Here is a 25,908-nt window from a genome sequence, read left to right as displayed (position 1 = left end):
TTTCTGCTCACTTGGGTTGCGGTTGCGTAGATGGCACTGTGTGCAACCGTTCCACCCACTTCGGCAATTCAACTTTTTCCGATTCACGCCAAGCCGTTAGAAATAGACTGGCTGTGAATGCACTACCTGCACACATCCGCTCCACGCCAAACGCTGTTACACGTTCAGATATTTTTTCGCCCTCCTCAGTAAGGAACTCTCCCTCCATCTCATAACAGGCATCCACCAACCTATGGCTGCACTGGATTTCTTCCACAATGTCGTCAAACAACGACTCAAATACACGCACCTGCCCCGCAGTTAACCGAACCTCGATCGGCTGTCTCAAATAACCGGGTAAAGCATCGACCTTTTCATGGATACCACTGCGCGGTGACTTATTTTTCTTATCCGCTCGGCCATCAAAATGAACGGTCGTGTGCAACGGCATGACTGCATCACCGCTGTAATGCGATAGCAACCCCGCGTAAACCAGACACTTGATCTGAACCGCGCGATCTTCCGGCCAACGGCGATGCTCCGCGAAAGCAACCGTCAATCGTTGCGTCCATTCTGTAATCGCATAAGGCAACATACCCACTCGCGAGGGATTGAGTTTCTTCTGATCGCAAATCTGAACAAACGCATACCGTGTCGGTGGCAGTTTCGTACCGCGCAGATATTCGAGGTCGATGTAATGCTCAGGACTTTCCGCAACATCCAGGGTTCGGAGCGAACACTCCTTGAACAGATCCGGGTCGTTTGCGCAGGATGCAATTACCTCTCGGCCTTCACGGAAAAAGGCGGGAACATCATCAGGTAATACTTTTGTAGCGGAGTCAGCGATATACCAGTGCCCCTGGGCATGCCAGGCACGAAGATCGCTGGAAATGGTGAGTATCAAGACCGCTATAAACGCAGGCCAGATTCGCATATGCCGACTCCTATCGTTACCAGGGGGTCATTGCTTCACCTGGTACGGCTCTTTGGAAGCAGTCACCTAGAATACCTGAGCCATGACCACAAGCTCGCAACAACCCTTAAAAAGCCACTCGGTCAGCTCCGAGGAGCAGTATCGCGGTTTTGTTGAGTACATCTATGCTTTTGACATCGCCTATGACATGAAAGAGGAGCGGATTTTCACTCTGCTGGGGCGGGAGCTAACTCAGTTCGAGATGGAACCCGGCCGACGTAATCCGCGTGACGCATTCTTTTTTCGACCGCAAATGGTAAAGCTCTCTCCCGTGGAGAGAATTGGCCCAAGGGGCGCAGTTCGTGTCGAGAGATCTATCAAGCTATTTCCCGTTGGAGCTATCAGCCTGACTCTGCGGGTACCGTTCGATGGCTTGTCGTTAGAGGAACTGGTGTACTACCACGAGTTGAGCTTCCAGAGCGGACCTCTGCGTGACGAGGCACGCACATTGGCGGAGGAAGTGCGGCGTGAACTTGAAGCTCACACCATTCGACCGCACGACAGAGCACGTTATGAGGAAACCTATACCGTATTCTGCCTTGACGCCCGCGCTTCTCTGATCGACGGCCAGACTGCTGAAGAATGGCTGAGACAACATCGTGTCATGGTTGCACTGCTTTTAACCCAGGAACGACTTCCACTCTCAGAACAGGAAACCGAGGACACCACAAGCCGATACATCAGCTATTACGAGCGTGACATAGTGGTCACTGACTGGAACGCAGCTCTGATCCTTGATGATCCGAAGCACTTCGACGAGTCACTGCACATCATTGAGTTAGCCAACGTCCAGTTGGCGGAACTTCAGGCCTACGATCGGCTGCTAGATGATTCGATTAGTCGCTCTTATGCTGACGTCGCTGCAAGAAGCGTGCGTCGTAAAAATCGTATGCTTGCCAGTCTCCGGGAAATTCGGATCGATCTGACACGGCTTAGCGATGAACTGTCCAACACGACAAAGTTTTTTGGCGACTGGCACCTTGCCCGTCTCTATCAGCAGTTTGCCGGTCGGTTCCATCTGGCGGACTGGCACGCGACTATCGACTCCAAGCTCAAAACGCTCGACGACTTATACCAACTTCTCAAACAGGACCAGATCAACCGCTGGATGATTACACTCGAAGTTACCATCGTGCTGCTCTTTGTGATCGATGTCATTATTATCGCGCTGGAGTGGTCGCGATAAATATCGTCAACCACCAAACGGCACGAGCTTGTACTTGATCGCAGCGTCTTCAACATTAGGCTTGGTTTTATCATCTCGCGGGCCGAGAGGTGTCTCGGCAATGAGCTGGATCATCACTGTGTCACCAGCTCCACGCTTGATCTTCATAGGTTTCTCCAGCTCGATCCGTACGCCATAACCTCCACGGTCGATTACGACCGTCTGGCCTTCAATAAGCGTCTCAGTAAGCACACCCGCTTCAACACCGCCGGCATTTAATACCTTGACGGTCGCGCCCTTGGCGACAAACGGAATCATTTCCCATGCCTGGGCAATTTGGCCACGGAACGGACTCTTGAACCAGAAATTCAATGATTCGTCGTCGTCAGTCATGTGCAGGCTCGCCTGAACCAGTACATGATCCGCGTTATAGGTGTATGAACGCGAGGCATGTACAGAGGAATCACGCACCTCTCCCGAGCCGGACGCAGTATTACCAATGAGTTTGGCGTCAGGATGCTCGCAGTCAGCCCCAATTAGGGGTTTCCCGTCCGCTGTTTCGCCGACAATTGAGTTAATCCGAAACGTCCGCCACTGCGACGGGTGCATATTGGTGCCATAGCCGGGAGGATCGATGGTTGACGCCAGAACCGTTCCTTTGCCGGGCACAACGAACTGACAAAGAACGCCCCCGCTCCAACCCATCTGACCGCGAAAGCTGTCACCCTCCCACTTAGGCGTGATACGCCCGTGATATGAAACGATGTAGTAGTTTTTGCGACGGGCGGCAAAAAACTCGTTGGCGTTATTCACCGATGCCGTCAGATCAGGCCCACCGAGACACTTAAGCGTGTAGGGGCCTTCCGTCGGCGCAGGGTAATCAGGATTATGTGACGTGCGGGCACTCCACGGACACGCCGCGACTTCATTGTTCCGAACATAGCTGTAAAAATTGAGCAAATTATCGCGCATCTCGATGAACTTAGGATCTTGAAAATCCCTTGCTACAGCATCGAGTGTTTTCGTCGGATATGAACCGTAGTGATTGTCATATGCGAACTCTTCCTGGATCGCGCCTGATGCGCCCAATCCCACCCGCTGACCAAAACCGCCATGCGTGAACCGATCGTAGAACGTGTTAAACAACTGTTCGTTAAGTTTGTCCCCCGTTCCCGCGTACACATACCGCAGACCGCAGAGAACGGTAACGAATGCGTTGCCGTTGACACGTTCCCAGTTATCGCAAAACGCAAGTCGATCACCAGCGTTGAGTACCGCATCACGAAGGATTTCTTTCACTTCTTCAGGAGTATCTTTTTCGTGAAGCAGCTTTGATGCTGGTCTCCACCAGTGAAAACGATAGGTGCCGAATTCATAGGCGAGATTCGCCATGCCGCGCCATGTTGTGTCCATGACGTGATCACCCGGACCAATAAGGCGCAATCCTGCTGCTACATCGCGGATCGCCACATTGAGTGCCTGGCGTTGATGATGCAGGTCGTAGCTGAACATGATCGTATCCGAGAGTGGCGGCTGCTCATGCACGCCATTGAGCGGATAAAACTCAGCGTTGCGATTGGGCTTGATGTCATAGGTGAAGAAAGTTCGCCTCTCGTTGGTGTGTGAAACCGGCTGGATTGCCTTGCCATCCTCACCTTTGACCTCAAAATCAGCAGGCGTAAGTTTTTTTAGCCAGTCGTGAAGACGAACCTGTGACGGCTGCCAGAATGTTTGACCATCGTGATATATCGCCCCTCCCTGCAATGCTCTGGCTGTCGCGACATCCGATGCGAAATAAGCCTGAGCCGCAATGTTCGGCCAGGGTCTGGAGATGCCCTCGTGCTTGGGTACAGCAAAGGCCATCTGCACCATGCATTGATTGGAGGCATCGGGAATTTCCAGGCTGAATACCTTGTCATCCCATTCGCCGGGCTTGTCCGGTTTGATCTCAACGTAAGTCACCGTCGTTGCCGAGGTGTTACCGTCAATTAAAACCTTATTCTCCTGATCGCGGAGAATGAACCTCGTAGTACGTGGTCGATCATGTTCGACCACCGACATCATGAGGCTGGTGGCCCCGCGCGGAACGTAAACAAAACGATGGCGAAGAAAGTCCCCCACTGGATGAATAAAAAACGGATTTCCCCCTGCTGCCCACGGAAGCTTTTGGTCAATCTTCACCGTCACCACGTGGTCGCGCACACCAACTAGCACCACCCGGTACATTCCTTTACCCGAAGCTGGGATCTTCGTTTCAAAAGTGCGTACCGGTGTTGCCGCCAGACGATCCAGCGAAGTCATCGCTGACCAACGCAGCATCGGAGTGCCGCCGCGGTTGTAGTCATGTATGTAATACCAGGCCTCGTGATCCCAACCGCCTGTCGGCGAAAGGCTCGCTGGCGAGGTCACGCCATCGTCCGGGATCACTTCACGTACGACCGCTTTGCCTTGTGGGTCATACACCTTGAAAAGAATTTCGCGTGGTCCTGTTTCAAATAAATTCAAATCACGGACATCAAGATTCAGGTTGAACGCCTTGTTGTCCTGATTATTAATCAATAAGGTCAGCCCTTCATAAAGCTGAAAGGTTGTACCCTCTGGATCAAGTAGCGCAAGACGCTGCTTGGGTTGCGGCTGGCGAACGCCCTCCGCTAACGCCGCACACGCAGGCCCGATCACTGTCATAGCCGCGATCACGAGAATTAAAAACAAGGACGAATTCACCCGGTTAGTCCAATGCATACAACTCTTTCTCTATTGGGGGGATAATGACTTTATCAATACCGTTCAATGGTCTATTTTAGACCTAAGCATCATAACCGATCGATTTGCCTCGCGTTAAGGAGCGGAAAAACGTACATCGACCCCGCAAATATCGCCGCGAAAGCGACTATCTTCCACGTTTATCGAACCCATGCAGGCTCGTTTACCGTATCACAACCTGTGATTGAGTAACCGGGCTGTATGCACACGTCACGGCTGCACTCTAGCCAAGGGATCAACTGAGCTGAGTGTTAGTCATTCTGGTAAATGTGAAGTCGTTCATCATCTAAACTCTCTCTGATAGGTTTTGGCAAGCTCTCTAATTCTAAATTGGGTGTGCCAAATGCTGCCTCTCACGCGGTCTAGGATGTCGTAACTTGACTGTCTCGCTGCGTCTTACAACAATCTCAATTCTCGCGGCCGCGTGCCAGAGTGGACTAATGGGGCGGATTGCAAATCCGTTGCGAAAGCTTCGTGGGTTCGAATCCCACCGCGGCCTGTTGGAAGTTCAGGGTGCAATGTTCAACATGCAAAGTCACGACCTAAGAGTCAATACTTCACCTGTTCTTCCACGCCTGGCCTGCTGACCGGATGCACGCGCATCCACGCACTTTGCCTGTTGAACCTTGCACTTTGATCTAACTCATGATCCCTCGCGAACCCTCCCGACGACCACAACTGGGATTCCTCTATGTCCCCCCCTTCCGTGTGCAGGGCTTGTCGATTGCCGGGGAGGAATCAGTCGTACAAATCCCCGAACTCGATATATGTTTTGACATCGGCCGATGCCCGCGAGCCGCACTATCCAGCAATCACGTTGCGCTGACGCATGGTCACATGGACCACTCCGCAGGTCTGGCGTATTACTTTTCGCAGCGCGTCTTTCAAGGCATGGGGGCAGGTAAGGTCATCGTCCATCCCGCACTGGAACAGCCGATTCACAACCTTATGCGTGCATGGGTGGACATCGAAGCGCAGCGCACGCCATACCATGTGATCGCACTTGCCCCCGAAGGTGAAATCGAAATCAAAAACAATATCTTCCTACGCGCCTTCGCCACTAATCACGGGGTGCCCTCGCTGGGTTTCGTGATCGTAGAGCGCCGCAGCAAGCTCAAGCCTGAGCTGGCGAGCCTTTCACAGGAACAGCTCATCGGCCTCAAAAAGAAAGGTCACGAAATCACGCATGCTCTGGAAATTCCGCTGGTTTGCTACACCGGCGACACGATGTGGGGGCCTCATTTCGAGCGATCTGACGTGCTTGAGGCAAAAATTCTGATTACCGAATGTACTTTCACCGAGCCCGATCACGTCAGCCGCGCCACGGTGGGCAGGCATCTGCATCTCAATGATGTGGTCGAATTGCTTAAGCGTTCGAAAGCAGAAGCCGTCATCCTAACGCACCTGTCACGGCGGACACATATGGGGCATGCTCGTAAACAGATCGAAACAGCGCTGGGGGTATCGGATCGTGGACGATTACACATGCTGATGGACGGCAGAACCAACCGCCTGCGTTATGAGCAGCAAGTCGCGGCTGGAGGCGGCGTGGAACCGGCAACCTCAGAGGAAAGCGACGGGTAAAACCGCGTCCTTTTCCCTGGCTGGCTTATCATGTACGTATGACCGATTCACGACGTATCGAGACCGATACCCCGCCGCTCATCGGTGTGTGTGCCGATCCGCCAAAAGACATCAATCTCCTCAAGGCTGCGGCTCGATTGGCTGTCGATCTGAGTCTGCCCTTCCTGGAAAAACCGACCCGGACTCATTTTGAAATGTTGCTGGTGGTCAGTTCGGATCGACTTGCGCTGCGAGTCCTCAAGGGTGATCCAACGATCAAAGGCGGCAACCCGGTATCTGTGGATCTCCTGAAGGTGGACACCACCTCCGGTGCCGGCCGTAGTCTCTCGCAACCCATTGCCAAAGCTGTCGGCTTGAAGAAGCGATCCGACTTGCCACTGACTGTGATCGATACCACTGCGGGTTGGGGTGAAGACGCCTGGTTGCTTGCATCACTCGGATGCAGCGTATTGACCTGCGAACGAAATAAAATCATGGCGACCCTCTTGCGTGATGGTCTTTTCCGAGCCGGCGCAGAACATCCCGATGTTCTTTCACGGTTACATCTGGTGCAGACGGACGCCCGACACATGCTCCGTCGAATCGCTCGCGGCGGCGCTGACCCGGAGACTCCAGGAAGTGATCTGCCCCCTGCTATGCAGGATTTCCTTCAGCCGGATGTTGTGTTTCTGGACCCGATGTTTCCCGACTCTGCCACGCGAAAAACTGCTGAGCGAAAACCGATGAAGGTTGCGCGTCGGCTGGTGGGTGATGATCTTGACGCCGGGGAGCTTTTTGACTGGGCAATCCTCGTCGCCCGAAAGCGTGTCGTGGTAAAGCGACCCCTCAAGGCTGGTCCTCTGCGAGACAAACCCACAACCAGCCACAAAGGCAAAAGCCTTCGCTACGACATCTATGTACCCAAGATCATGTCCACCCGATGATGCTGGCGAACGGGGTAGCCCTCATCAAAGCAATCGCACACGACAGCCATCAACAACCTAAACGTCGGTACTGTGAACGGAGGTTGCTTAAGTCAGGTCGTTGGGCTTGGCAGGTTTGTCTCGGCTGCCTTGGTGGAATGAGGTTTTTCTTTCCTGCGGACGAATAGCAGGATCGGAGATGCCACCGCGATCGAGGAGTAACACCCGACCAGCGCGCCCACGAGCATCACGAATGAAAATCCGTGGATGCCTGGCCCGCCCACGACATACATGGCAAGCACCGCGATCAACACCGTCGCCACCGTCAGAACACTGCGGCTGATGGTCTGATTGATCGAGTCATTGATGACCTTGGGTGAGGCATAAGCAAGGCGACCGCGATTTTCCCTGATGCGATCAAAAACCACGATTGTGTCATTGACCGAATATCCGATGAGCGTCAACGCCGCAGCCACCATCGCCAGATCCACGCGCAAAGGCGTAATCAGCAGTGCGCGTCCCACTGCGGTATCCCAGAAATAGACGGTCAAGGCTGCTAGACCGATAGCGGTAATCACGTCGTGGATCAGAGCCAGAACTGCACCGGCACCATACGCAAGGCTGCCGAAGCGGAACCAAATGTAGGCCATAATCATGAGCCAGCTCAGGATGACCGCGACGATGGCCTGATTTTTCATCGTGGTCGAAATCTGCGAGTCAAACTTGGTGACACCAGCAAGACTCGTATCCTGCTGAGTCGCATCATGCACGAGTTTCCACTCCGTTGCCGCCAAACCTTGCGGGTTCGTAAAGTCGGTCGTGATTGATCCGCTGCCGGTTTCATCCGCATAATTGGTGCGCTCGTCCCGAGCAACCACAGCCACGGAGCGATAGAGCGGCTTTTCCGGCGAGCCGCCGGGAGCCAGATCCAAGCCAATCACAGTAAAGGGTCGATATCCGCCCGACTCATAGCCCGGCTGTGACTGCATTCGACCGATGCGGTCAGATATCTGCTGTGTTGTTGTTGCCGGCTCAAGCTGGTCAAGCACAATCACCACACCGCCCAGGAACGCCGAGACATCCGTCTCGATTTCTGGCCGTCCGATGTTCACTCCGAGCGATGTTACCTTGATCGGGCGGACAATTCCTTCGGGTAGTACCTCTTTTGACTCACTACCCACGAACTTCAACGGGCGCGTCTCCTCCAACAGATCCGAAAAGGCGGTCTTGACCGCACGACTCACCGCCCGCTCATCGGTCAAGAGTGTTTGGATCGTGAAGGTACTGGCTTTGCCGTCTTCAACGGCTCCAACCGTCACCGGGGTGGCGTCGGCGAGAGGCTTAAGTTTGGGATCGGTCGCGGCAACCTCCTCAAGTCTTTTACGAACCTCATGCGCGGTGAGAGTTCGGGGTTTACCTGTCGCCGGATCATTAGCAAACTCGAAAGTCACCTGCGTACCGCTGCGGAATTCGATATCCAGGAAATCCGCGCCACGCACCCAGATGCCAACGAGCCCGCCGAGCGTCAGAACCGCACTGATACCGACGTAAAAATAACGCTTCCCAACCCAGTCGATATTAGGCTCGAAAATCCGGTGAATCGCGGGAAATTCTGTCGTGAGCGTTTTGATGCTGTGCGGTTTGAAAATCTGGATATAGAGATCAACGATGACACGGCTGCAAAAGACCGAAGTGAACAGGTTGGCAACCAGGCCGATACCGAGCGCCACCGCAAAACCCTTAACATCGGCGGTCGCTGTGTAGAAAAGAATCACACAGGTAATCAGCGTAGTAATGTGGGAGTCGATGATGGTTGCAAATGCTTTCTCAAACCCCAGCTTGACCGCACGTTGGACCGAGGCTTTGCGTAACTGCTCCTCACGGATGCGCTCGTAAATCAGCACGTTGGAATCGACCGCCAAACCGATGGTCAGAATGATTCCCGCGATACCTGAAAGCGTGAAGGTCGCGTGGGTCATCGCCATCACCGCCAAAGTCAGCACGATATTGACGACAAGCGCAAATACCGCCACGAAACCCAGCATCCAGTAGTAAATCAGCATGAAGGCGCAGATCAGGCCCGTAGCCCACCAGGCCGCGCGTAGACCCGCATCGAGGTTTTCCTTGCCGAATGTCGGCCCGGTCGTTTCAATGCTGATGGGATCGTCACTGAGCCTCGCTTTGAGCGAACCAGCCTTGAGCGTGCGGACCAGATAGGAAATTTCTTTATCGTCAAAACGCCCGGTGATGATCCCGCTGCCGTGGATCGGTTCATTGATATTCGGCGCGGAAATCACGCGACCGTCGAGCACGATCGCCATCGGCTTATTGGTATGGTCCGTGGTAAGCTGCCCCATGAGCCGTCCACCCACGGCGTTGAGACGGAAAGAGACCGCGGGGTATCCGCGCTGATCCTGATCCTTGAATGCGTCAGTCAATGCCCACGCTTCTCGCCCGTGCATCATTGCGGCATCAGGCGTGTTATGCAGAAGCATGTAAATCGTCTCGCCGTCACGATCGCGCTGGGCAATGAGGCCGCGGCTGGCGAAGTAGCCCTCCGGATTGGCCATCATTGCTTCCTGAAATTTCTTCCCGTCGGCAAATGTCAGCGGATCATCAATGGCGAGCCAGCGGTAGGCTGTCCCCGTAACGCCACGAATCCCTTTTTCCCGAAGCTGATCCCGATAGGTTTGCAGGTCGGCCACCTCACCCGGCGCCGGGGCAATGCGGAACTCTAAAACACCTGAACCTTTGAGGAGCTGCTGGAGGTCACTGGGATCTTCGAGTGCTCCCTTGACCGCTTCGTAGGCTTCGTAGTTCGTCGCCAGATGACGGAGCGCAGCCTCACGGGTCGGATGCTTGGCAATCAGTTCATGCAATCCTTTTTCGCGGAATGTCTCCGCATTAGGGTCACTTGAGACTGGTTTTTTCGGCATCGCGAACAAGCGATCCAGCTCGCTCGAATCCACGTTACCCACCAAGGCCGCTTCAATCGCTGCGTTATAGCGATCACGAGCAGCAATGAATGCCCTCGTCCGCCGTGTCAATTCGTGCTGGGAAGAGATCAACTCCGGGTTGGTGATCTTGCTGTCAAATGGGGAGGTTGTCGGTTGCGTCGAAACCGATGCTTCCAGTGCTTTATGTCGCCGCTGTGCTTCGTTGTAAGGGACGCGAGCGGCTTCGAGATCGGCGTAGGCTTTGCTTACATCCTCAAATACCTTCAGATGATCCGGATGACCGCCAGCCCATGTACGAAAGAGCGCTGACCGCTCCGCCTCAGGAGAACGGAGTGCCGCTTCCAACTGTGTCCGGGAGAGGTTGCCGCTCAGCAGTGCATCACGAGCCTCGGTGTAGTGACGACGCAGGTCTCGCGTCTCAGTCGAAGCATGAGGCATGAGGATTTCGATTCGCGAGCCGGCGGTCGGACGCCAAATCAGATTGCGCTGACCAAGCGGATCCACGCGGTTTCGCAAAACGGCGATCGTATCTTCGATGTCCTGTTTGGCATCGCCGCCTGAAGCGGTATCGACTTGATAGACCAGTGTCGTGCCGCCAGCCAGGTCGGGGCCAGGCTTGAGTGTGCGCTCAATCGGATGAAGAACATACGCGCAAAACGCGATGATCGCGATGATCAGCAGCGGCTTCCAGAGGGGTACTTTTTCCATATTTTTTCAGGATGATTGCGCCGCCCCGGCAGGCCGCAGGCGGATCGTGATGAAGTTGGTTATTGCGCTTTATCGGGAACTTCGGTCTTTTCACCGTTGGCACGTGGTTCGATGACTTGCTGAACCGCCATGCGTGTGAAGCGGCCGCGGGCATTGGTGTTATCATCCAATCGGAGGATCACTTCATTCTCATTGAGTTCAATGATGGTGCCGATCATCCCGCCAACGGTTAAAACCTTATCTCCCTTCTTGAGTGCGGACAGGAGTGCCTCGCGACGTTTCTTTTCCTTCTGCGGGCCTCGGAACATCAGGAAATACATCAGCACCAGCATGATGATCAGGAAGATGGGCATCCCGAACGGACTGCCGCTGCTTTGTGTCTGACCGCTGCCCTGTGTAGTTGGATGCAACTGCTGCTGCGAAGTATTGGTGTTCTGAACCGAAGCGGGATTGGACGGAGCGGTAGGCTGCGGGTCGGCGGTTCCGGTTAGCACCAAAGTCAGTGACGAATAGTCAAACATAGTGGCTCCAGAGATAATTGCGATTACCGTAAGTACCCCAGCGATATTTGCCGGGAGCTTAATGCGTCTGTTTCCAACCGGAAAAACGCTCACAAAAAGACGTTTTACAGTGATCCGGCAACCGGCCAGTGCCGGTTGATTAAAGACCAGTTATTGTCGGTGATAGCTCGCCGGATGTCCAGAAGGTACCGCTGGAAATGCCGGAGATTATGGGCACTGACCAGGATTGGTCCGAGCATTTCGCCGGCCATAAACAGGTGGCGCAAATAAGACCGCGAAAATCCTCCCCCACAAGCTGGACAATCGCACGACGGATCGATGGGCAACGGATCGTGTGCATACGCTGCGTTGCGCAGCCGCATCCGCCCGGTCGGGGTAAAGGCGTTGGCATTTCGTCCATTGCGTGTCGGCAACACGCAATCAAACATATCCACGCCTGCGCGAACCGCGGCCAGAATATCACGTTCGTAGCCAACCCCCATGAGATAACGCGGCCGGTCGGCTGGTAACAACGATACAGTGTGTTCAACAACGATTTTGAGATCTTCAAACGTCTCCCCCACCGCCACACCGCCGATCGCATAGCCGGGAAGGTCGTGTTCGAGCGTCAGCTCAACAGATCGCGTACGCAAGGCCAGGTCTGTTCCACCCTGCACAATCCCAAAGAGCGCCTGATCCGTCTTCCGACCATGCGCAGCCACACATTGACTGAGCCACCGAGCCGATCTCTCAACGGCAGCGGCGATACGGAGTGATGTCTGTTTTTCTTCGTCAGCCTTTTCCTGGTTCGCAGCATCCACCCTGCTTGGCGGGCAGTCATCAAAAGCCATGATGATGTCGGCACCGAGTTGATTCTGCACCGCGATGCTGCGAGCAGGAGTCAGCTCGATCGTCGCACCGTCGAGATGACTTTTGAAGGTAACGCCTGCCTCTCCGATGCGATTGATATCTGCCAGACTGAATACCTGAAATCCACCGGAGTCCGTGAGAATCGGCCGATCCCATTTCATCCACGAGTGTAAGCCGCCCATCCCTGCGATCAGTTCTGATCCAGGCCGCAGCAACAGATGGTACGTATTGGACAAAATGATCTGAGCCCCGATATCTCGCACCATTGCGGGCAGGATCCCTTTGACGGTCGCCTGTGTGCCGACGGGCATAAATGCCGGAGTATCAAACGAACCGTGCGGCGTCGTGACCCGTCCCAACCGAGCGCGGCAGTCGGAGGCAGCAGCGAGTTTTTCATAACGTAGCGGTGCGGACATGCGCAGATCATAAGACATCGGCGAGGATACTTTTGGAGTAACGATCCGCGGGACCTGATGTCAGCAGCAGAATCACCTCTACCACGGAAAGAGATACGCGATCAATCCCAATCCATCGATCAGTCATCCGGTCTGGCGCTGTCGCTGAGTCGCCCGCTGGAGGGCCTTTTTTTCACTGCGTGACAAGCTGTGCAAGCCGTGCTGGCGGACCTTATCGAGAATCCGATCCACCTCAGCTTGCTCACTCTCCTCGCTTGTTCGCATTGCTTTGAGCTTACGTTGCCAGCGACTCTGCTTTCTGCGTTGCGGGAGAAACCGTTTGGGATACTCAGCGAAAGCAAGCCACCCTGGCCGTCGAATCAGTAACGCACCGACTAACGCACCGCCTAGATGCGCCGCTTCACCGCCTTGGTTGTCCACCATCACGAAAAAAGCTGCCAGCGCAACAAGGATGTAAACCAATGTGCGAAGGCGCAGAGTAATGGGCGGGATAATCAGTGAAACCGTCTGGTGCGGAGCGAGCGCAGCCGCAGCCAGCATGACACCAAAAATACCAGCAGACGCCCCCACGAGCGGTGTGTTTGGATTTCCAAAAAGGAGAAACGGCACATGCGTCGCCTGAGTCGCATCACCCAACGCCAAGAGTCCCATGTAAAGTGCAGCTCCGCCTATTCCACAGAGCAGATAAAACGCAAGGTAGCGAAGCGGGGTCAGCGCGCTTTCTACGATTCGACCGAAGAAATACAAAAAGTACATATTGAACGCGATGTGCAGAATATCGGCGTGCAGAAATTGAAAGGTGATGATCCGCCAGAGCTGAAACCGCTGAAGTGTACCTGCGGAAAAGTATCCCCATTCCGTGAGCAGGCCGTTACCGATGGCATGCGACCGTCCAGCCATGCGCCCCGTCAATGCGTCGATCACAAACACTGCGATACATATTGCTATCAGCCATGTCGTGACGGAACGTCCACCCAAACCGCTCATCGAGAACGATCGATCACCTTCGCGATCTTCGCGGTTGTAGGCCCGGTCCTGCCAACTCATCGTTCACCCTCGAGGTACGAGCGATAAAAGAGCAACGTCGCGATACTTTTGCCGTCACGGATTTTTCCTCGCCTTACCATGTCGTACGTTTTCGACAGGCCCATCGGTTCAACTGTGATCTTTTCCCCTTCATCCAGATGTTGACCGACCTGAACCAATCCCTCAGCCACGAATGCGAACATCTTTTCCGTGCAAATTCCAGGGCTGGTGAAGAACATCGTCAGCTGACGGACGCGCTTGGCGCGATAGCCGGTCTCCTCGATCAACTCACGCCTGGCGCAGGATAGAGGCGGCTCACCCGGTTCGAGTGTACCGGCAGGCAATTCCCACAATTTTTCGCCGACAGCCACGCGCTCGTTACGTATCAATGCCACGGTCTCGCGGTCCAGAAACGGCAGGATCACCACGGCACCAGGATGCACGATGATTTCTCGCGGATGTCTGCCCTTCGTACGGGCAATGTCAAAACGCTTGCCTTTGAAAACGATCTTCGCTGACCGGAGATATTTTGGAAGCATGCGGGGAATTGTAGGTAACCCAGCGTGGATGGGAGCAGCGAGTCGTATTTTCCACCAACGAGTCGGGAACGGCATACCTTTCCCAACACACTTTATTGCGTGGATGAGAGCAGCTTCAGATAGTGACGATTCTCACTTCTTCCCGGGATGAGCTGAGATCCAACGCTTTGCATTGGCGTCGAGTGTTTCGTAGTCGTTCTTAAAGAGGTCACCGCCCAGATTCGGGTCCCGAAGACGCAGTGCCTGGATGCGCACCGGAACATCCTCGACGTTTTCCTCCAGTTTCAGATTGATCTGGAGGCGGCGAAGCATCGCTCCCCACCAGATCGGCGGATAGACGCCACCTTTGTCGGGCTTGATGTCCTTGACAATCATCGAGTAGCCACGGGCAGCCTCAACCAGCCGCGACTTGTCACCCGAATCGAAAATGGCGTCGGACTTGTAAAGAATCGCTCGTGCTTCTTTGGGAAATTGTTTTTCCAACGGTGTGACGATCGTCAGGGCTTCTCCAGGGCGACCAGCCATCAGAAGAGACTTCACATAAGTCAACTGGGCCGGCAGGATTTGCTCAGGCGTCAAACCCTTCTTGGGATCCTTCGCCCAAGTCAGGAGCAATTCCGACATCTTCACCGCTGCATCAGCGCGGGCCTTGCGTTGAGCGGTCTTTTCTTCACGGATGCGGTCCACATTAGTCGCAGCGGCTTCGCGGCGGAGCGTATCCATCTGCGTATCGAGCTTGGCGACAACCTGCTCGACGACAGGCGCAGCGGCATCAGGAAAGTTATCAAACATATATGACGCTTCCGATACCGCGTCATCAATACGATCGATGTTCAGGTAAGCGGTGATCCGCCGCTGAAGCATCTGACTGATCAATTCCTTGTCCGTGGCGAAAATACGATCGAAATCCCGGAAGTATTCGAGTCCCTTCGGAATGTCCTTGTCCGCTTCGACGGAGACATCAAAAAGAACCAGCCGTGACCAACCGGCAGCCTGGAGGATGCGCTTGCGAGTTTCCTGATCCTGTGCTCCGGCAAGTGCTGCGTCGGCTTCCTGCATGAGCTGCAATGCGGCTTCCGTCGTTGCCTTGGCAAGCTCCTCCGGCTTGGGCGGAGCAACGGCTGTCTGCCCTTCGACAGGCGCAGGCGGCTGGGTGCTCTCCGGCTGAGGTTTGACCGCTTCGCGCCAAACCTGGAGCATCGAGAAAACACGCAGCCGTTGCGAGGGGAAATAATCCGGATGCGTACGAGGCACTCCCTTGAGTACATCCGCAACTTCTACATAGCGTCCCTGCGGCAGGAGGATCAATTCCGCATAGGGCAGGCGTTGATCATCCGCGGCCTTGCTGACTCCGTAATTCTTGAGCAGAACTTTCATCGCCTTGTCATAGACTTCACCTGTGGCGGAAGGATGATTTTCCTGCTCGAACATGTAACGCGCCAACGGAACAGCATCACTTCCGATCGCCGATTCCGACAACGGCTGTCGCGGAAATCGCTCAGCCATGTCGGTGATGATGCCGATGACTTCCAGCTTTTTGAGATCGTTGCTCTGATTAAGAACATAGGTCGCGTAGGCTTTGCTGTAGAGCGCGTTAGCTTCGACGGCTGGATCGAGCTGCTTTCGCTCTAGAAGTTTATTGGCGACCTCAACGCTGCGCTCAAATTTCTTCTGCGCTTCTTCCGGCTTACCTTCGGCAAGCAGGTCCGCGCCGGCTAGTCTCGCCATTTCCGCCACTGAACCGACGACCACGGGAGGAAGACTCGTCAGGTCTGCACCGGCGGGAATGTTCGCCTCCCAACGGCGATAGATGTACATCCGCAGCGGCTCTTTGTTTTCACCAATCGCGGGATCGTCGAGAAATCTCAAATAGACACGATATGCCCTGTCCATCTCGGCCATTCGCTTATCGGGCGGGGCGGCCTCGGCGGCACGACGAAGTATGCGGTGCTCCGCATCAACGAGCAGCAAACGAAACAGCAATCCTGTCGGCGAATTACCCGCTGGCGGACGCAACGCCCGGTCGTGCAACAACTGGATCGCAGCATCGGATTGCTTTGTCGCATCGAGAAGCTGCGACTTCTTTGCTGTCAACACCAGATTGATCAGATCATTCTGTTCGGTTGACGGGGCAAGCAATTCATCAAGCATGGCGGTGGCTTCGGCGGTTTTTCCCGCCTGCACCAATGCCCGTGCGACAATCGACATCGACTCACGACGAATCTCGAACTTATCACTCTTATCGTCAATGAAGGGCTGACTGCGTTCGACAACCAGTGCCAGCAGACGCGCCCGCTCCTCCGCGGGTGTCTTTTTCTGCACAGCGCCGATCAGCGGATCCTTGCCCAGATTCTGGTAGTACGGATGGCTGTCGGGAAGCAAAGCTGTGTAATAGGCCGCCTGCGCCAGGAAAAGCTGAGTGCGCAGTTTGTAGTAATCGTTAATCATCCGATCCCACAAACCGGTGTTGACCCGCTTATCGACGTGATCTTTTTCTTTTGGCAGTTGCCCCTGAAGGTAAAAAAATCGAAGGTCTGCATCCGTGAGGGAGACCAGAGCTTCCGCCACCAGTTTTTCAAATCGATCACGCTGGGCCTGCGTGGGGACACCTACGTCATAAAACTCCGCGGCAAATTGTTCGTTTTGCAGACCGTCGAACAGAATCTGCTCAGCAAGCTGGGTCTGGAAAATCGGCCGCTGATCGTTATCCCTGAAATCCGCGATGAGTTTACGTCGCGCATCAAGAGCCTGGGTAAATGCATCGAGTGCTTCCTGACGCAGTTCGGCGGCCTTGACCGGGTCGGGTTCCTGTCCTGCAGCTGTTCCCTTGATCGTGTAATCGAGCATGAGCTGCGCGATCAACACGTTGCTTGCGAACATCTTGTCGGTCTTAAACTGCGGATCCGTCTCGGCCAGATGCTTTAACAACTCGCCCATCTTTTCCCGGCGAAGTCCATCGACCAGTGTGTTTTTATCGAGACGGGAGAGTTGTGCGAAAGCAGGCTGCACCATCAAAGCGGTGAACAAAGTAACGGCGACGACTAAGCGGGCAATATGCTTCATGGATGGCTCGAACAGCTATTCGGATCCTTCCGGTTTCCCTCGCGGAGTGACAGGTGCGCGTTACGACGCTGGCAACAGGCCGACACTCGTGTATTTAGCGCGAATGGCGGCATTGAATGCGTTCACCACGTCATTCCACGAACAGTTTCGGTCAGGTTGAATGTTGATCGGCTGGTCCGGCTCATACGCGCCGTTGGGGTTGCTCGGATCCCGTCGCCATTGCTTGAGCATCTGGTAAAACTGCTCATAATCCTGACCCGGACTCGTGGGTACGCCTTCGATGCGGATGAATGCGGACTGACCGGCACCGGGCACCGCCTGGAGGAAAATGCGAACGGGCGGACGATCATCAGGCGGGGTCTCGTCAGGGGTATCGAGTATCGCTTCGCCGCCGCCCCCGCTGCCTTTGGGTAGCGTGGCCAACAGCACACCTTCGGCAGAGGCGAAATTGGCGGTGAGCACGAAGAACAGCAGCAGGTTAAACGTCAAATCCATGAAGGACGTAATGTTGAGTGCTGCCACACGAATATTGGGATTATGTTTTTTGACTCGCTTGGGCGCCTCCTCGTGTGCGGCGGCCTGCGACTCATGCGGCTGATTCGACTTGGGAGGAGTGACTGACATCGTTTCTCCAGGACTACCGGTTACTGTGCGGCAACGGCGCGAATACCGGGTTCAGTTTTTCACTGCGGCCACCAGATTGATCTGTCGTATACCCGCCCGCTGGATCGCAGCCATCACCGGCTGCACCTGATCGTAACGGAGAGCTTGATCAGCACGGAGATCCACGGTGACACCGCGTGCGGCGGAACGATCTTTTTCTTTTACATCACGCAGTGATTTTTCGCGTTCGTAAGCAAGCAGTTGCGTCAGTCGGGCGGTTTCCTGTGGAGCCAGCTCCTGATTGGAGCCAAACTTGATCGCCCGTGCCGCCCCGGTTGGTTGGCCGCTTGCGTCAAGCTCCGGGATGATGTTTACAGTGACCTTGTCAGGTTCAACGCTGGGGCGCGCTTCTGACGAAAGTGGATTGGGCGGAGTCATCGGCGGAAGCTCCGCCATCGAAAAATTCGCCAGCAGCACGAAAAACATTAGCAGATTCAACACCAGATCCATCATGGACGTGATGTTGAGTTCCGCCTTGGGCAGCTCGGTTTTCTTGCGCTTCGCCATGGTGAAAATCAGGGTGAAACCAAGGAATCAAGTCAAGGAAACTTATTAATTAAGACGACGCCAGCGTGAGGCAAGTTCACGCCGTGGTGGTTGCCAAACCTGACTCAGGTCGCAGTGACGGGCTTAGGTGTCGCCGGCGCAGCACTGGGAGCGGGAGTCGAGGGCTTCGACGACTTACCCGCACCGGGCCGGAACGGCGCGATGAGCTGCTTGGCAGCCGCGATCGCCTCAGCGGTACGGCCTTCGGTCATGACGCGGAAGAGTGACGCGGTGATAACGCCCGGAATACCGACGATCAGCCCCCAGAAGGTACACACCAGCGCGGTCGCGATACCGCCCGCCAGAGCCGAAGCCTTGGGCGTACCGCCTGCTTCGACCAGCTTATTAAACGAAACGATCATGCCGTACACCGTTCCGAAGAGACCGATCATCGGGCCGGCGGCACCGGCAAGCTCAAGCCACACAAAACTGCGGACGCGACGGTTGTTGATGTTGTCAGCAGTCTCCTCGATCGCCGCCTCCATCGCCGGATATCCGCGAGGAGCTTCGGCGAGTGCATGTCGCATGATGTGACCGAACGGGCTTGGATCGCTGTTGGCAACTTCGATCGCTTCCTTGAAGTTCTTCTCCGCAATCAGGCGGTCGAGCGTATCGACCAGCGTGCCCGGTGTGTACACCGCTTTTCGAGTTTTTAAGGCTGCCTGGATAATCAACGAGATAATGACGATCGAGATCAGAAAGCAGGCCCAGATAACCGCGGTACCGATGAACTCAATCCCTTGCTCGTCGGCGACCATCATGAACTTCTGGAAGAAGCCTTTGGGCTTGTGCTCCGCCGCTTCTTCCTGCGCAAGGACCGGCGCGACCTGCATCAGGCAAAAGGCAATCGCCAACGCCGCCGCCCAGAGTGAGAGAACGAAGTTCTTACGTTTCGACATGCGTGCTCCTTTTTTGATCAGACAATCACGACTGTATCGTCGATCGTGATTCATCGAGAACCGAGATTCTACAAACGCTTACGAACAGGGTCCAACGGCGGGAGACGTACAAGCGGTTAATGGGGACGACCACCCAACCTTCTCCAGCAACGCTACTACTCCGTCGGCGGGGTCGCGGGCGGTTCCTCATGCGCATCGCCAGCAATCAACTTTTCTAACCGTGCCATTAATGCCGGATCATCATCGGGATTAATCATGTTTCGCGCCCGATCCCATAGCCCCATCGCGATATCGCGGCGGCCAATCTTATCGTGGACCGCCCCCGCCTCAATCAATGCGGGGCCAACCCAAGTCGTATTACGCGGAAAATGAATGACAACCCGCATGAAGCTCAAGCCGGCATCCAGATAGAGATTTTCCTGCGCGGAGCCGCTTGCTTTTTCCGCCAGATTGAATTGCGCGATCCCTCGCTCATAAAGCTGCCGCGAGGTCTGCGGTGCCTGTCCAACGGGTACAGGCTCATCGAGTTTCTTATTAACCTCAGCCAAGGCTTCCTCAAACTTTCCCGCACGGAGCAGTTCCGCGACGGGATCATTTTCAGGCAGTGCTTTGGGCAGAGGAATAACCGAGGCTGGTGCGGGTCCGGATGCCCCTGGTGGGGTCTCATTACTACTGGTGCTATTCGTTGGTGAAGGCGTGGAAGCCGATGCCGCCTGTGCCCCTACCGCTTCGATCATTTTCGCCAAACCGTCTGATGCTTCTTTGCCTGTGACGGCCTCTTTCGCCTCGGTGAGCCGTTTGCGAATTTCCGCCTTTTGTTCCGCACTTGCAGCGGCCAACGATTTCACGGGCGGCTTGGCAAAGAAAAATGATTCGGCCTTCTCATCCTTCGCCAGAGCAAGGTACGCATCCACAGCCTCCACCGGCTGGTGGTTTGCTTCGTTGAATGCCATCAACTGGCTAGAAATCCAACGCTTGAGCCACGGATGCCGCGCAACCGTCAGAGCTTTCTGATACGACGAGTTGGCGCCCTTCACATCACCGACATCGGCGGCTTTTTGTGCGGCTTCAAGATCAGCTTGTCCCGTTAACTTGATTCCTTCTATTTCGGCGAGCGATTTCTCGACTTCCGCACCGGTAGGCGAGACATAAATGAGTTGGCCGTCCTTAACGCTCTGGATCGTCACATCATTCAACCAGCTGCCCGCGATTTTGAGGGAGTCTGCCTCAGCAGTGCATGTCAGACTGAAAGCGACCGCTAACGCGACCCAGATGGACGCAGCACGCCGATACCGTTGCTGAATAGTTTTGCTCATGATGGATTGCCCAGTGTTACCGTCGTTACCTCATGCAGCCTGTTGAACAGCCGGTAGATTACCCTTTCGCACCCTGCTCCTCTTTTAACGGCAGTTTATCAGGGTTCCAAGTTGCGTTGGAGCCAATCCGAACCAACCAATAATACGACGAAACCTTATCTGGAGATTCCACCAAATAAGGTGAGACACGCAAATCGCGGGCAGTCTGGTTGAATACTCTGGCGGATCATCAATCAATCGACGCGGAGACTACGCGGAGGTAATGCAAACGCGTGGTGAAAATACGCTCGTCGCTGAATACTTTTAGAGAGCTTTTTCTGCGATCCACTCTCGATCCGACGCTGCGATCACCTGCCGATGACGCGTCAGATCGTGAATCGTCCCCTCTGCACGGCACGTTCGGCTTCGTTAACCTTAAATTACTGAATACCCAGTTCCTTCGCATCGAGGAACTTATAGATTCCGCCACTCCGCTCGCTGATGAGTTCCAGCGTTCCCTTCATGCCGTAAGATGTAAGCCGGTCGGGATAGAGGAACTGGATGGTGTTGATCTTTGTGCCGCTACGGTTGGCTGCCTGGATGTCGGCAAGCAATCGCTTCTGATCTACTTCATAAACACCCTGTCCCGTGATGTTGTCAGAAAGAATAAACAGCAAGTCGGGCTTGTAGGAGAGGGCTCGCTTGAGAGCGTCGATCGGCTCCGCCAGACCCATTGGCACAATGTTGCCGGCTTTGGGGTCGATCCACTGAATAACCGCCTGTCGCTTGTCGGTGGTTGCTTTGCGCATTCCGGCAGGTGGAGGTTCGATGACCTGAGTCCCCTGGAAAAAGATCACAGTGAACGACTGCGCATCGCTGAGTTCGCCGATGGATCGCTTCAGTTCGGCGATAACAAACGGTAGTGTGTCGATGAGCGAGCCGGATGCGTCGATGAGATAAACGACCTTTCGCGCGTTACCGCCGGAACCGAAGAATTTCGCCTTAGGCCCGCCACCGCCGCCGCCAACGCCTGAACCAAAGGGGCTGCCCTTTCCACCGCCACCGCCGCCGCCACCTGAGCCGAGTGCCCCGCCACCCCAGCCCGCGCCGCCGACACCGGAGCCGGTACCGCCACCGCTACCCCCACCGCTGCCGCCGCCTGACCCTGGCCCTGTGCCCATACCCGCGCCACCGACTCCCGCCGACGAACGCGAAAAAATTGATGTCGAACTGGAAGATGAGGTGGACCGCGAGGGTGCTGCCGAGGTGCTCAGCCCTGAGCTGACTGAGTTCGCATCACTACCCATGGTTAACGACCCGCCGGGCGTGTCACCCAGCCTCGCGATGGGGATAATAACTTCTTCGTTATCGCCTTCCTGATTAATTTCAGTCACGGTGTAAACTGCGAAAACCGCAATGAGAATGATGCCTGCGTGCAGCAGAATCGAAATGCCCCACGGCAGGAGCGCAGTAATAACATCATTGACCTCTTCGCCGACGTTGACACGCTCTTCCGACCGTGTGGGCAATCCCGACTCCGCGGGCGCAGCATCGGGCTTTTCAGGCGTATTCGACGTATCAGCAAATCCAAACCAGAACATGCGCAGCTCCTGATTTCCGGTTACTTAAGTTTAGTACGTTACCTCATAATCGCCAAGGGCAATTCCGCCCATCCTCACTATCGGTCTCTACTCTGATTAGTCGGCCAGGTCCCCTGAAGGTTCTTTCTTAAGAAGGAAAAATTTGTATTGGAACCACCAAACCTTCTCTGATTGGGCTGTGGCCTCATGGCAATGGCTGGAGCCGCGTTGCGGGAAATCGTCCCCTTAATCCATTGCGCCAACACTTTTCACATGTGATTTGCTCCAAAGGGGGCTTGTCTCCATAATTCTCCGCTTCATTCCCACCCCCACCACTAACTCGGAGCATTCCCTTGGCCACTAAAAATTCCAAAAAACTTCGCATCGGAATCATCGGTGCCGGCGGTATCGCAGGCGCGCATATGACCTACCTTCAGCAGATGGACGATGTCGAAATCGTCGCGTTGGCGGATGTCAACGAAGCCGCCATGGCCCGTCACGCAAAAACCTACAACGTCTCGCAAACCTACACCGACTATCACGAGATGCTGGCCAAGGCCAATCTTGATGCCGTCAGTGTTTGCACGCCCAACGGTCTGCATGCCCCCTGCACCATTGCCGCACTCGCTGCCGGTGCGCATGTCCTGGTTGAAAAGCCGCTGGCCATGAACGCTCGCGAGGGTCAGCAGATGCTCGACGCCGCGGCCAAGCATAAAAAGAAACTCGTTATCGGTTTCCAGTGGCGTTTCGGAGCCAACACGGAATACCTCCGCAAGTCGGTAGAAGAAGGCACCTTCGGCAAAATCATGTACGCCCGCTGTCAGGCTCTGCGCCGCCGAGGTATTCCTAACTGGGGTGTCTTTGGTCGCAAAGAGCTTCAAGGCGGCGGACCGATGATCGACATCGGCGTGCATATCCTCGAAGTCACACATTTTGTCATGGGATCGCCTCGCCCAATCGCGGCTACCGGGCAGACATGGACCTATCTCGGAAATAAAAAATCAAACACCATCTCGATGTGGCCGAACTGGGACCACAAAACCTACAACGTCGAGGATCTCGCCGTCGGTCAAATTCGATTTGAAAATGGCGCAGTGCTCTCGCTGGAAAGCAGCTTTGTGTCACATATTGATAAAGACGTATTCGGCTTCTCGATTATGGGTGAAAAAGGCGGGGCGAACTGGGATCCGCCGGTGATTTTCAAGGACGAGGCCGGCTACATGGTGAATCAGACACCCAGCTATCTCTCCCCCAACGGCTACGGCGATCACTTCCAGCTCAAAATGCGCAACTTCGTTGATCATGTGCTGTACAACAAGCCGACCCTCGCACCGGCGGAACACGGCCAGATGGTCCAGAAAATGCTTGACGGGATCTATGAATCGGCGGCAAAGGGTAAAGAGGTCACCATCAACTAAGTCCGTACTGGCGTAAAAGCTCCTTTGCTCCAATAGCGTTCTGTGAAATCGCCTTCCGGCAGGAGGATGCGATCTGCACCGTTGCCGCGTATGACGATCTTATAATTCGGCTATGCGCCATCTCCTGTGCGTGATGATGAGCCTTGTGCTCTATCATGTGATCACCGCCGCTACCCGTGCGGAATCGCTCCCTGTAGTTCGTCAACGCATCGATCAGATCCTCGACGCGGCTGAGTCATCCAAAGATCTCGCTTTGGCTGCGCGCCAACTGGGCAGGCTGTTCGATCAGGTCATCGCGCATGTACCCATCACTGAAACCAATACGTTTGTTGAGGTCGCCAGCGCGAGACGATTAGCTGCACAACTGTCACAAGTCGGCTCCGGTCCTGACTTCGACCGCGTGGAGATGCTCCGCTATCTGCGAGCTAATCCCGACCTGGCGCGAGCCGTGGTATTTGCGGTACGCCCCGAAGATCACCTCGATGCTGTTTACCAGCTCCTGAATAAACTCCGCAAAACGCACGAAAAGCAGCTCGATCCGTTCCACACACTGACTGCCGCGATATGCGTCGTTCACGATCAGGAGCTTTCCCGGCAAATCAACGAAAATGAAGTCAAGGCTCCCGATCCCGTCGCCCTCTTTGACTTTTTTACCGATCACGAGGGGCAGATGCTTTTTGGCCTCAAGTATGTGCCGACTGAAATGCTTGTCTTTGTCGTGGACTCAACCGCGTCGATCCGTGAAATGCAGTGGGCACTCAATAAATACAAGGGTAATTCCGCAGTAGGTCAACTTTTCTACTCCATCAAATACGACTACAGCCATTACTTCCAAAACACACCTAAGGAAGTGACGAGACGCGGCTTCAATCTGCCCAACATTCTTCAATACGGCGGAGTCTGCGCCGATCAGGCCTATTTCGCCTCATCCGTCGGTAAAGCGATCGGTGTGCCGACTGCCTACACCGTCGGCCAAAGCTCGGAGATCGGTCATGCCTGGGTCGGATATCTTCAGGCAAAAGGCACCCGCGGTGCGTGGAATTTCAGAACCGGTCGCTACAGTAATTTCACGACGATCCGCGGCGTCGTCCTCGACCCGCAAACAGGCAAAATGATTCCCGATGCATTGGTGGGGTTGACCGCTGAACTCATCGGCACGAAGGAACCGCAACGACAAGCGGCAGTCGCATTCACCGACGCCGCTGCACGGCTTATGTCACTCGAAAATAATAAAGCGGAATTCTCTCCCCCGCCGCTGTTGGTATCAACCTCTCAACCGCAAACCTCCGCAAGTAAACCGACGGGGAATCAAGCAGCCAATAAAGCGACAAACGGCAAGGATGAAGTTCCCCCGCTTGCCGACACTCTGCCGCGCCGTCCTGGACTCGAAAGTGAGCTTACCTTGCTCGAAGCAGGCCTACGGCAATCACCCGGTTACGCATACGGCTGGTTCGGAATCCGTGAGCTTGCGAAATCCGGCCGAATGTCGCTCGAGCAAAAGCGACGCTGGGCGGACACGCTCAACAAACTCTGCGGCAAGGATTATCCCGATTTCACTCTTGAAATTCTCAAGCCGATGGTCGAGACCGTACCCGATATCGAGGAACAGAACGCTCTCTGGGAGACCGTCTTCAAGATGATGGGTAGCCGTGCGGACCTTTGCGCAGAAACCCGCATGGCGCAGGCGGCGATGTGGGAAAAAGCCGGCGATATCAAGAAAGCGGGAAAGTGTTACGAAGACATCATCAACCGTTACGTCAATGCCGGTCCGTTCATCCTCGTCGCGCTGGAAAAAACCGAGACTTTGTTACGCGACAGCAACCAGGAAAAGAAAATCCCGCTCCTTTACGATCAGACGTGGGCCAAGTGTGAAGAACCCGGTCCTATGTCGCCGGAATTCCGCAAGCAAAGCAACTGGTATCAAGTCGGCCGGCGATATCGAGACTTATTGAAGGATCTCGATATGGACAAGCAGGCCGGTATCGTCGCGGCGCGGATCAACAAGGTGATGAACAGCAGCAACGCGGAACGGGCCGCGGTGCAGGGACGTTGAATCTACGAC

18 protein-coding genes and 1 tRNA gene are annotated in these 25,908 nt (G+C 55.0%); 6 read left to right on the top strand and 13 right to left on the bottom strand.

Annotated elements, in window-relative coordinates; all coding sequences use genetic code 11:
• Positions 1-7: 7 nt before the first annotated feature.
• Entirely contained in the window at positions 8-913 is a 906-nt protein-coding gene (locus tag IT444_06975) for a hypothetical protein (GenBank protein MCC7192510.1), read from the bottom strand.
• An 82-nt stretch (positions 914-995) separates the two neighbouring features.
• Here IT444_06975 and IT444_06970 point away from each other — a divergent pair, with 82 nt between their 5' ends.
• Positions 996-2,138: a hypothetical protein gene (locus tag IT444_06970; GenBank protein MCC7192509.1), complete on the top strand. Its 1,143-nt coding sequence runs from the start codon at positions 996-998 to the stop codon at positions 2,136-2,138.
• 6 nt (positions 2,139-2,144) lie between these two features.
• Here the strand turns inward: IT444_06970 and IT444_06965 are convergent, their stop codons facing one another.
• The gene (locus IT444_06965) at positions 2,145-4,829 is read right to left on the bottom strand and encodes a hypothetical protein (protein ID MCC7192508.1); all 2,685 of its coding nucleotides are present in this window, start codon (positions 4,827-4,829) and stop codon (positions 2,145-2,147) included.
• Positions 4,830-5,298: 469 nt separating this feature from the next.
• On the opposite strand from IT444_06965, the gene IT444_06960 reads away from it, so the two are divergent.
• The 3 genes from IT444_06960 to IT444_06950 all read left to right on the top strand — a co-directional run bounded on the left by IT444_06960 (position 5,299) and on the right by IT444_06950 (position 7,387).
• Positions 5,299-5,379, top strand: a tRNA-Cys gene (locus IT444_06960).
• A 146-nt stretch (positions 5,380-5,525) separates the two neighbouring features.
• Positions 5,526-6,464 (top strand): MBL fold metallo-hydrolase, encoded by a 939-nt coding sequence (locus IT444_06955; GenBank protein MCC7192507.1) that lies wholly within the window; start codon positions 5,526-5,528, stop codon positions 6,462-6,464.
• Positions 6,465-6,502: 38 nt separating this feature from the next.
• The gene (locus tag IT444_06950) at positions 6,503-7,387 is read left to right on the top strand and encodes a class I SAM-dependent methyltransferase (protein MCC7192506.1); all 885 of its coding nucleotides are present in this window, start codon (positions 6,503-6,505) and stop codon (positions 7,385-7,387) included.
• A 92-nt stretch (positions 7,388-7,479) separates the two neighbouring features.
• Here the strand turns inward: IT444_06950 and secD are convergent, their stop codons facing one another.
• The 11 genes from secD to IT444_06895 form a co-directional block, all read right to left on the bottom strand.
• Entirely contained in the window at positions 7,480-11,031 is a 3,552-nt protein-coding gene (gene secD / locus IT444_06945) for a protein translocase subunit SecD (GenBank protein ID MCC7192505.1), read from the bottom strand.
• A gap of 59 nt (positions 11,032-11,090) precedes the next feature.
• Positions 11,091-11,552, bottom strand: a complete 462-nt coding sequence (yajC, locus tag IT444_06940) for a preprotein translocase subunit YajC (protein MCC7192504.1) — start codon at positions 11,550-11,552, stop codon at positions 11,091-11,093.
• Between the two features lie 104 nt (positions 11,553-11,656).
• Entirely contained in the window at positions 11,657-12,817 is a 1,161-nt protein-coding gene (gene tgt, locus IT444_06935) for a tRNA guanosine(34) transglycosylase Tgt (GenBank protein ID MCC7192503.1), read from the bottom strand.
• A 123-nt stretch (positions 12,818-12,940) separates the two neighbouring features.
• The gene (locus IT444_06930) at positions 12,941-13,864 is read right to left on the bottom strand and encodes a rhomboid family intramembrane serine protease (GenBank protein ID MCC7192502.1); all 924 of its coding nucleotides are present in this window, start codon (positions 13,862-13,864) and stop codon (positions 12,941-12,943) included.
• A complete protein-coding gene (locus IT444_06925) occupies positions 13,861-14,382 on the bottom strand; it encodes an NUDIX hydrolase (GenBank protein ID MCC7192501.1) in 522 nt (173 codons plus the stop codon). Before IT444_06925 ends, IT444_06930 begins: the two co-directional genes overlap by 4 nt.
• A gap of 132 nt (positions 14,383-14,514) precedes the next feature.
• On the bottom strand, positions 14,515-17,445 hold the full coding sequence (locus IT444_06920; protein MCC7192500.1) for a hypothetical protein: 2,931 nt from the start codon (positions 17,443-17,445) through the stop codon (positions 14,515-14,517).
• A 60-nt stretch (positions 17,446-17,505) separates the two neighbouring features.
• Positions 17,506-18,069, bottom strand: coding sequence for a biopolymer transporter ExbD (locus tag IT444_06915; protein ID MCC7192499.1), 564 nt, complete (start codon positions 18,067-18,069; stop codon positions 17,506-17,508).
• A gap of 51 nt (positions 18,070-18,120) precedes the next feature.
• Complete coding sequence (locus IT444_06910) at positions 18,121-18,615, bottom strand: biopolymer transporter ExbD (GenBank protein ID MCC7192498.1); 495 nt, start codon at positions 18,613-18,615, stop codon at positions 18,121-18,123.
• Between the two features lie 104 nt (positions 18,616-18,719).
• Positions 18,720-19,553 (bottom strand): MotA/TolQ/ExbB proton channel family protein, encoded by an 834-nt coding sequence (locus tag IT444_06905; protein ID MCC7192497.1) that lies wholly within the window; start codon positions 19,551-19,553, stop codon positions 18,720-18,722.
• Positions 19,554-19,708: 155 nt separating this feature from the next.
• On the bottom strand, positions 19,709-20,869 hold the full coding sequence (locus tag IT444_06900) for a hypothetical protein (protein MCC7192496.1): 1,161 nt from the start codon (positions 20,867-20,869) through the stop codon (positions 19,709-19,711).
• Positions 20,870-21,288: 419 nt separating this feature from the next.
• Complete coding sequence (locus tag IT444_06895; GenBank protein MCC7192495.1) at positions 21,289-22,449, bottom strand: hypothetical protein; 1,161 nt, start codon at positions 22,447-22,449, stop codon at positions 21,289-21,291.
• A 332-nt stretch (positions 22,450-22,781) separates the two neighbouring features.
• On the opposite strand from IT444_06895, the gene IT444_06890 reads away from it, so the two are divergent.
• Together IT444_06890 and IT444_06885 are read left to right on the top strand one after the other, a co-directional pair.
• Positions 22,782-23,846, top strand: a complete 1,065-nt coding sequence (locus IT444_06890) for a Gfo/Idh/MocA family oxidoreductase (GenBank protein ID MCC7192494.1) — start codon at positions 22,782-22,784, stop codon at positions 23,844-23,846.
• Between the two features lie 112 nt (positions 23,847-23,958).
• Positions 23,959-25,899, top strand: a complete 1,941-nt coding sequence (locus IT444_06885) for a hypothetical protein (protein ID MCC7192493.1) — start codon at positions 23,959-23,961, stop codon at positions 25,897-25,899.
• The last annotated feature ends 9 nt before the right edge of the window (positions 25,900-25,908 follow it).

It is taken from the genome of Phycisphaeraceae bacterium, from assembly GCA_020851465.1.
In the GTDB taxonomy this organism is placed as follows: domain Bacteria; phylum Planctomycetota; class Phycisphaerae; order Phycisphaerales; family Phycisphaeraceae; genus JADZCR01.
This window is presented reverse-complemented; position numbering and strand designations above follow the sequence as displayed.

Bases quoted from the DNA above. Each gene is read 5' to 3' on its own strand.
- tgt (MCC7192503.1), bottom strand. From the start codon at position 12,817: ATGTCCGCACCGCTACGTTATGAAAAACTCGCTGCTGCCTCCGACTGC.
- IT444_06955 (MCC7192507.1), top strand. From the start codon at position 5,526: ATGATCCCTCGCGAACCCTCCCGACGACCACAACTGGGATTCCTCTAT.
- IT444_06920 (MCC7192500.1), bottom strand. From the start codon at position 17,445: ATGAAGCATATTGCCCGCTTAGTCGTCGCCGTTACTTTGTTCACCGCT.
- IT444_06895 (MCC7192495.1), bottom strand. From the start codon at position 22,449: ATGTTCTGGTTTGGATTTGCTGATACGTCGAATACGCCTGAAAAGCCC.
- IT444_06915 (MCC7192499.1), bottom strand. From the start codon at position 18,069: ATGTCAGTCACTCCTCCCAAGTCGAATCAGCCGCATGAGTCGCAGGCC.
- yajC (MCC7192504.1), bottom strand. From the start codon at position 11,552: ATGTTTGACTATTCGTCACTGACTTTGGTGCTAACCGGAACCGCCGAC.
- IT444_06930 (MCC7192502.1), bottom strand. From the start codon at position 13,864: ATGAGTTGGCAGGACCGGGCCTACAACCGCGAAGATCGCGAAGGTGAT.
- IT444_06910 (MCC7192498.1), bottom strand. From the start codon at position 18,615: ATGGCGAAGCGCAAGAAAACCGAGCTGCCCAAGGCGGAACTCAACATC.
- IT444_06905 (MCC7192497.1), bottom strand. From the start codon at position 19,553: ATGTCGAAACGTAAGAACTTCGTTCTCTCACTCTGGGCGGCGGCGTTG.
- IT444_06950 (MCC7192506.1), top strand. From the start codon at position 6,503: ATGACCGATTCACGACGTATCGAGACCGATACCCCGCCGCTCATCGGT.
- IT444_06970 (MCC7192509.1), top strand. From the start codon at position 996: ATGACCACAAGCTCGCAACAACCCTTAAAAAGCCACTCGGTCAGCTCC.
- IT444_06900 (MCC7192496.1), bottom strand. From the start codon at position 20,869: ATGAGCAAAACTATTCAGCAACGGTATCGGCGTGCTGCGTCCATCTGG.
- IT444_06975 (MCC7192510.1), bottom strand. From the start codon at position 913: ATGCGAATCTGGCCTGCGTTTATAGCGGTCTTGATACTCACCATTTCC.
- secD (MCC7192505.1), bottom strand. From the start codon at position 11,031: ATGGAAAAAGTACCCCTCTGGAAGCCGCTGCTGATCATCGCGATCATC.
- IT444_06885 (MCC7192493.1), top strand. From the start codon at position 23,959: ATGCGCCATCTCCTGTGCGTGATGATGAGCCTTGTGCTCTATCATGTG.
- IT444_06925 (MCC7192501.1), bottom strand. From the start codon at position 14,382: ATGCTTCCAAAATATCTCCGGTCAGCGAAGATCGTTTTCAAAGGCAAG.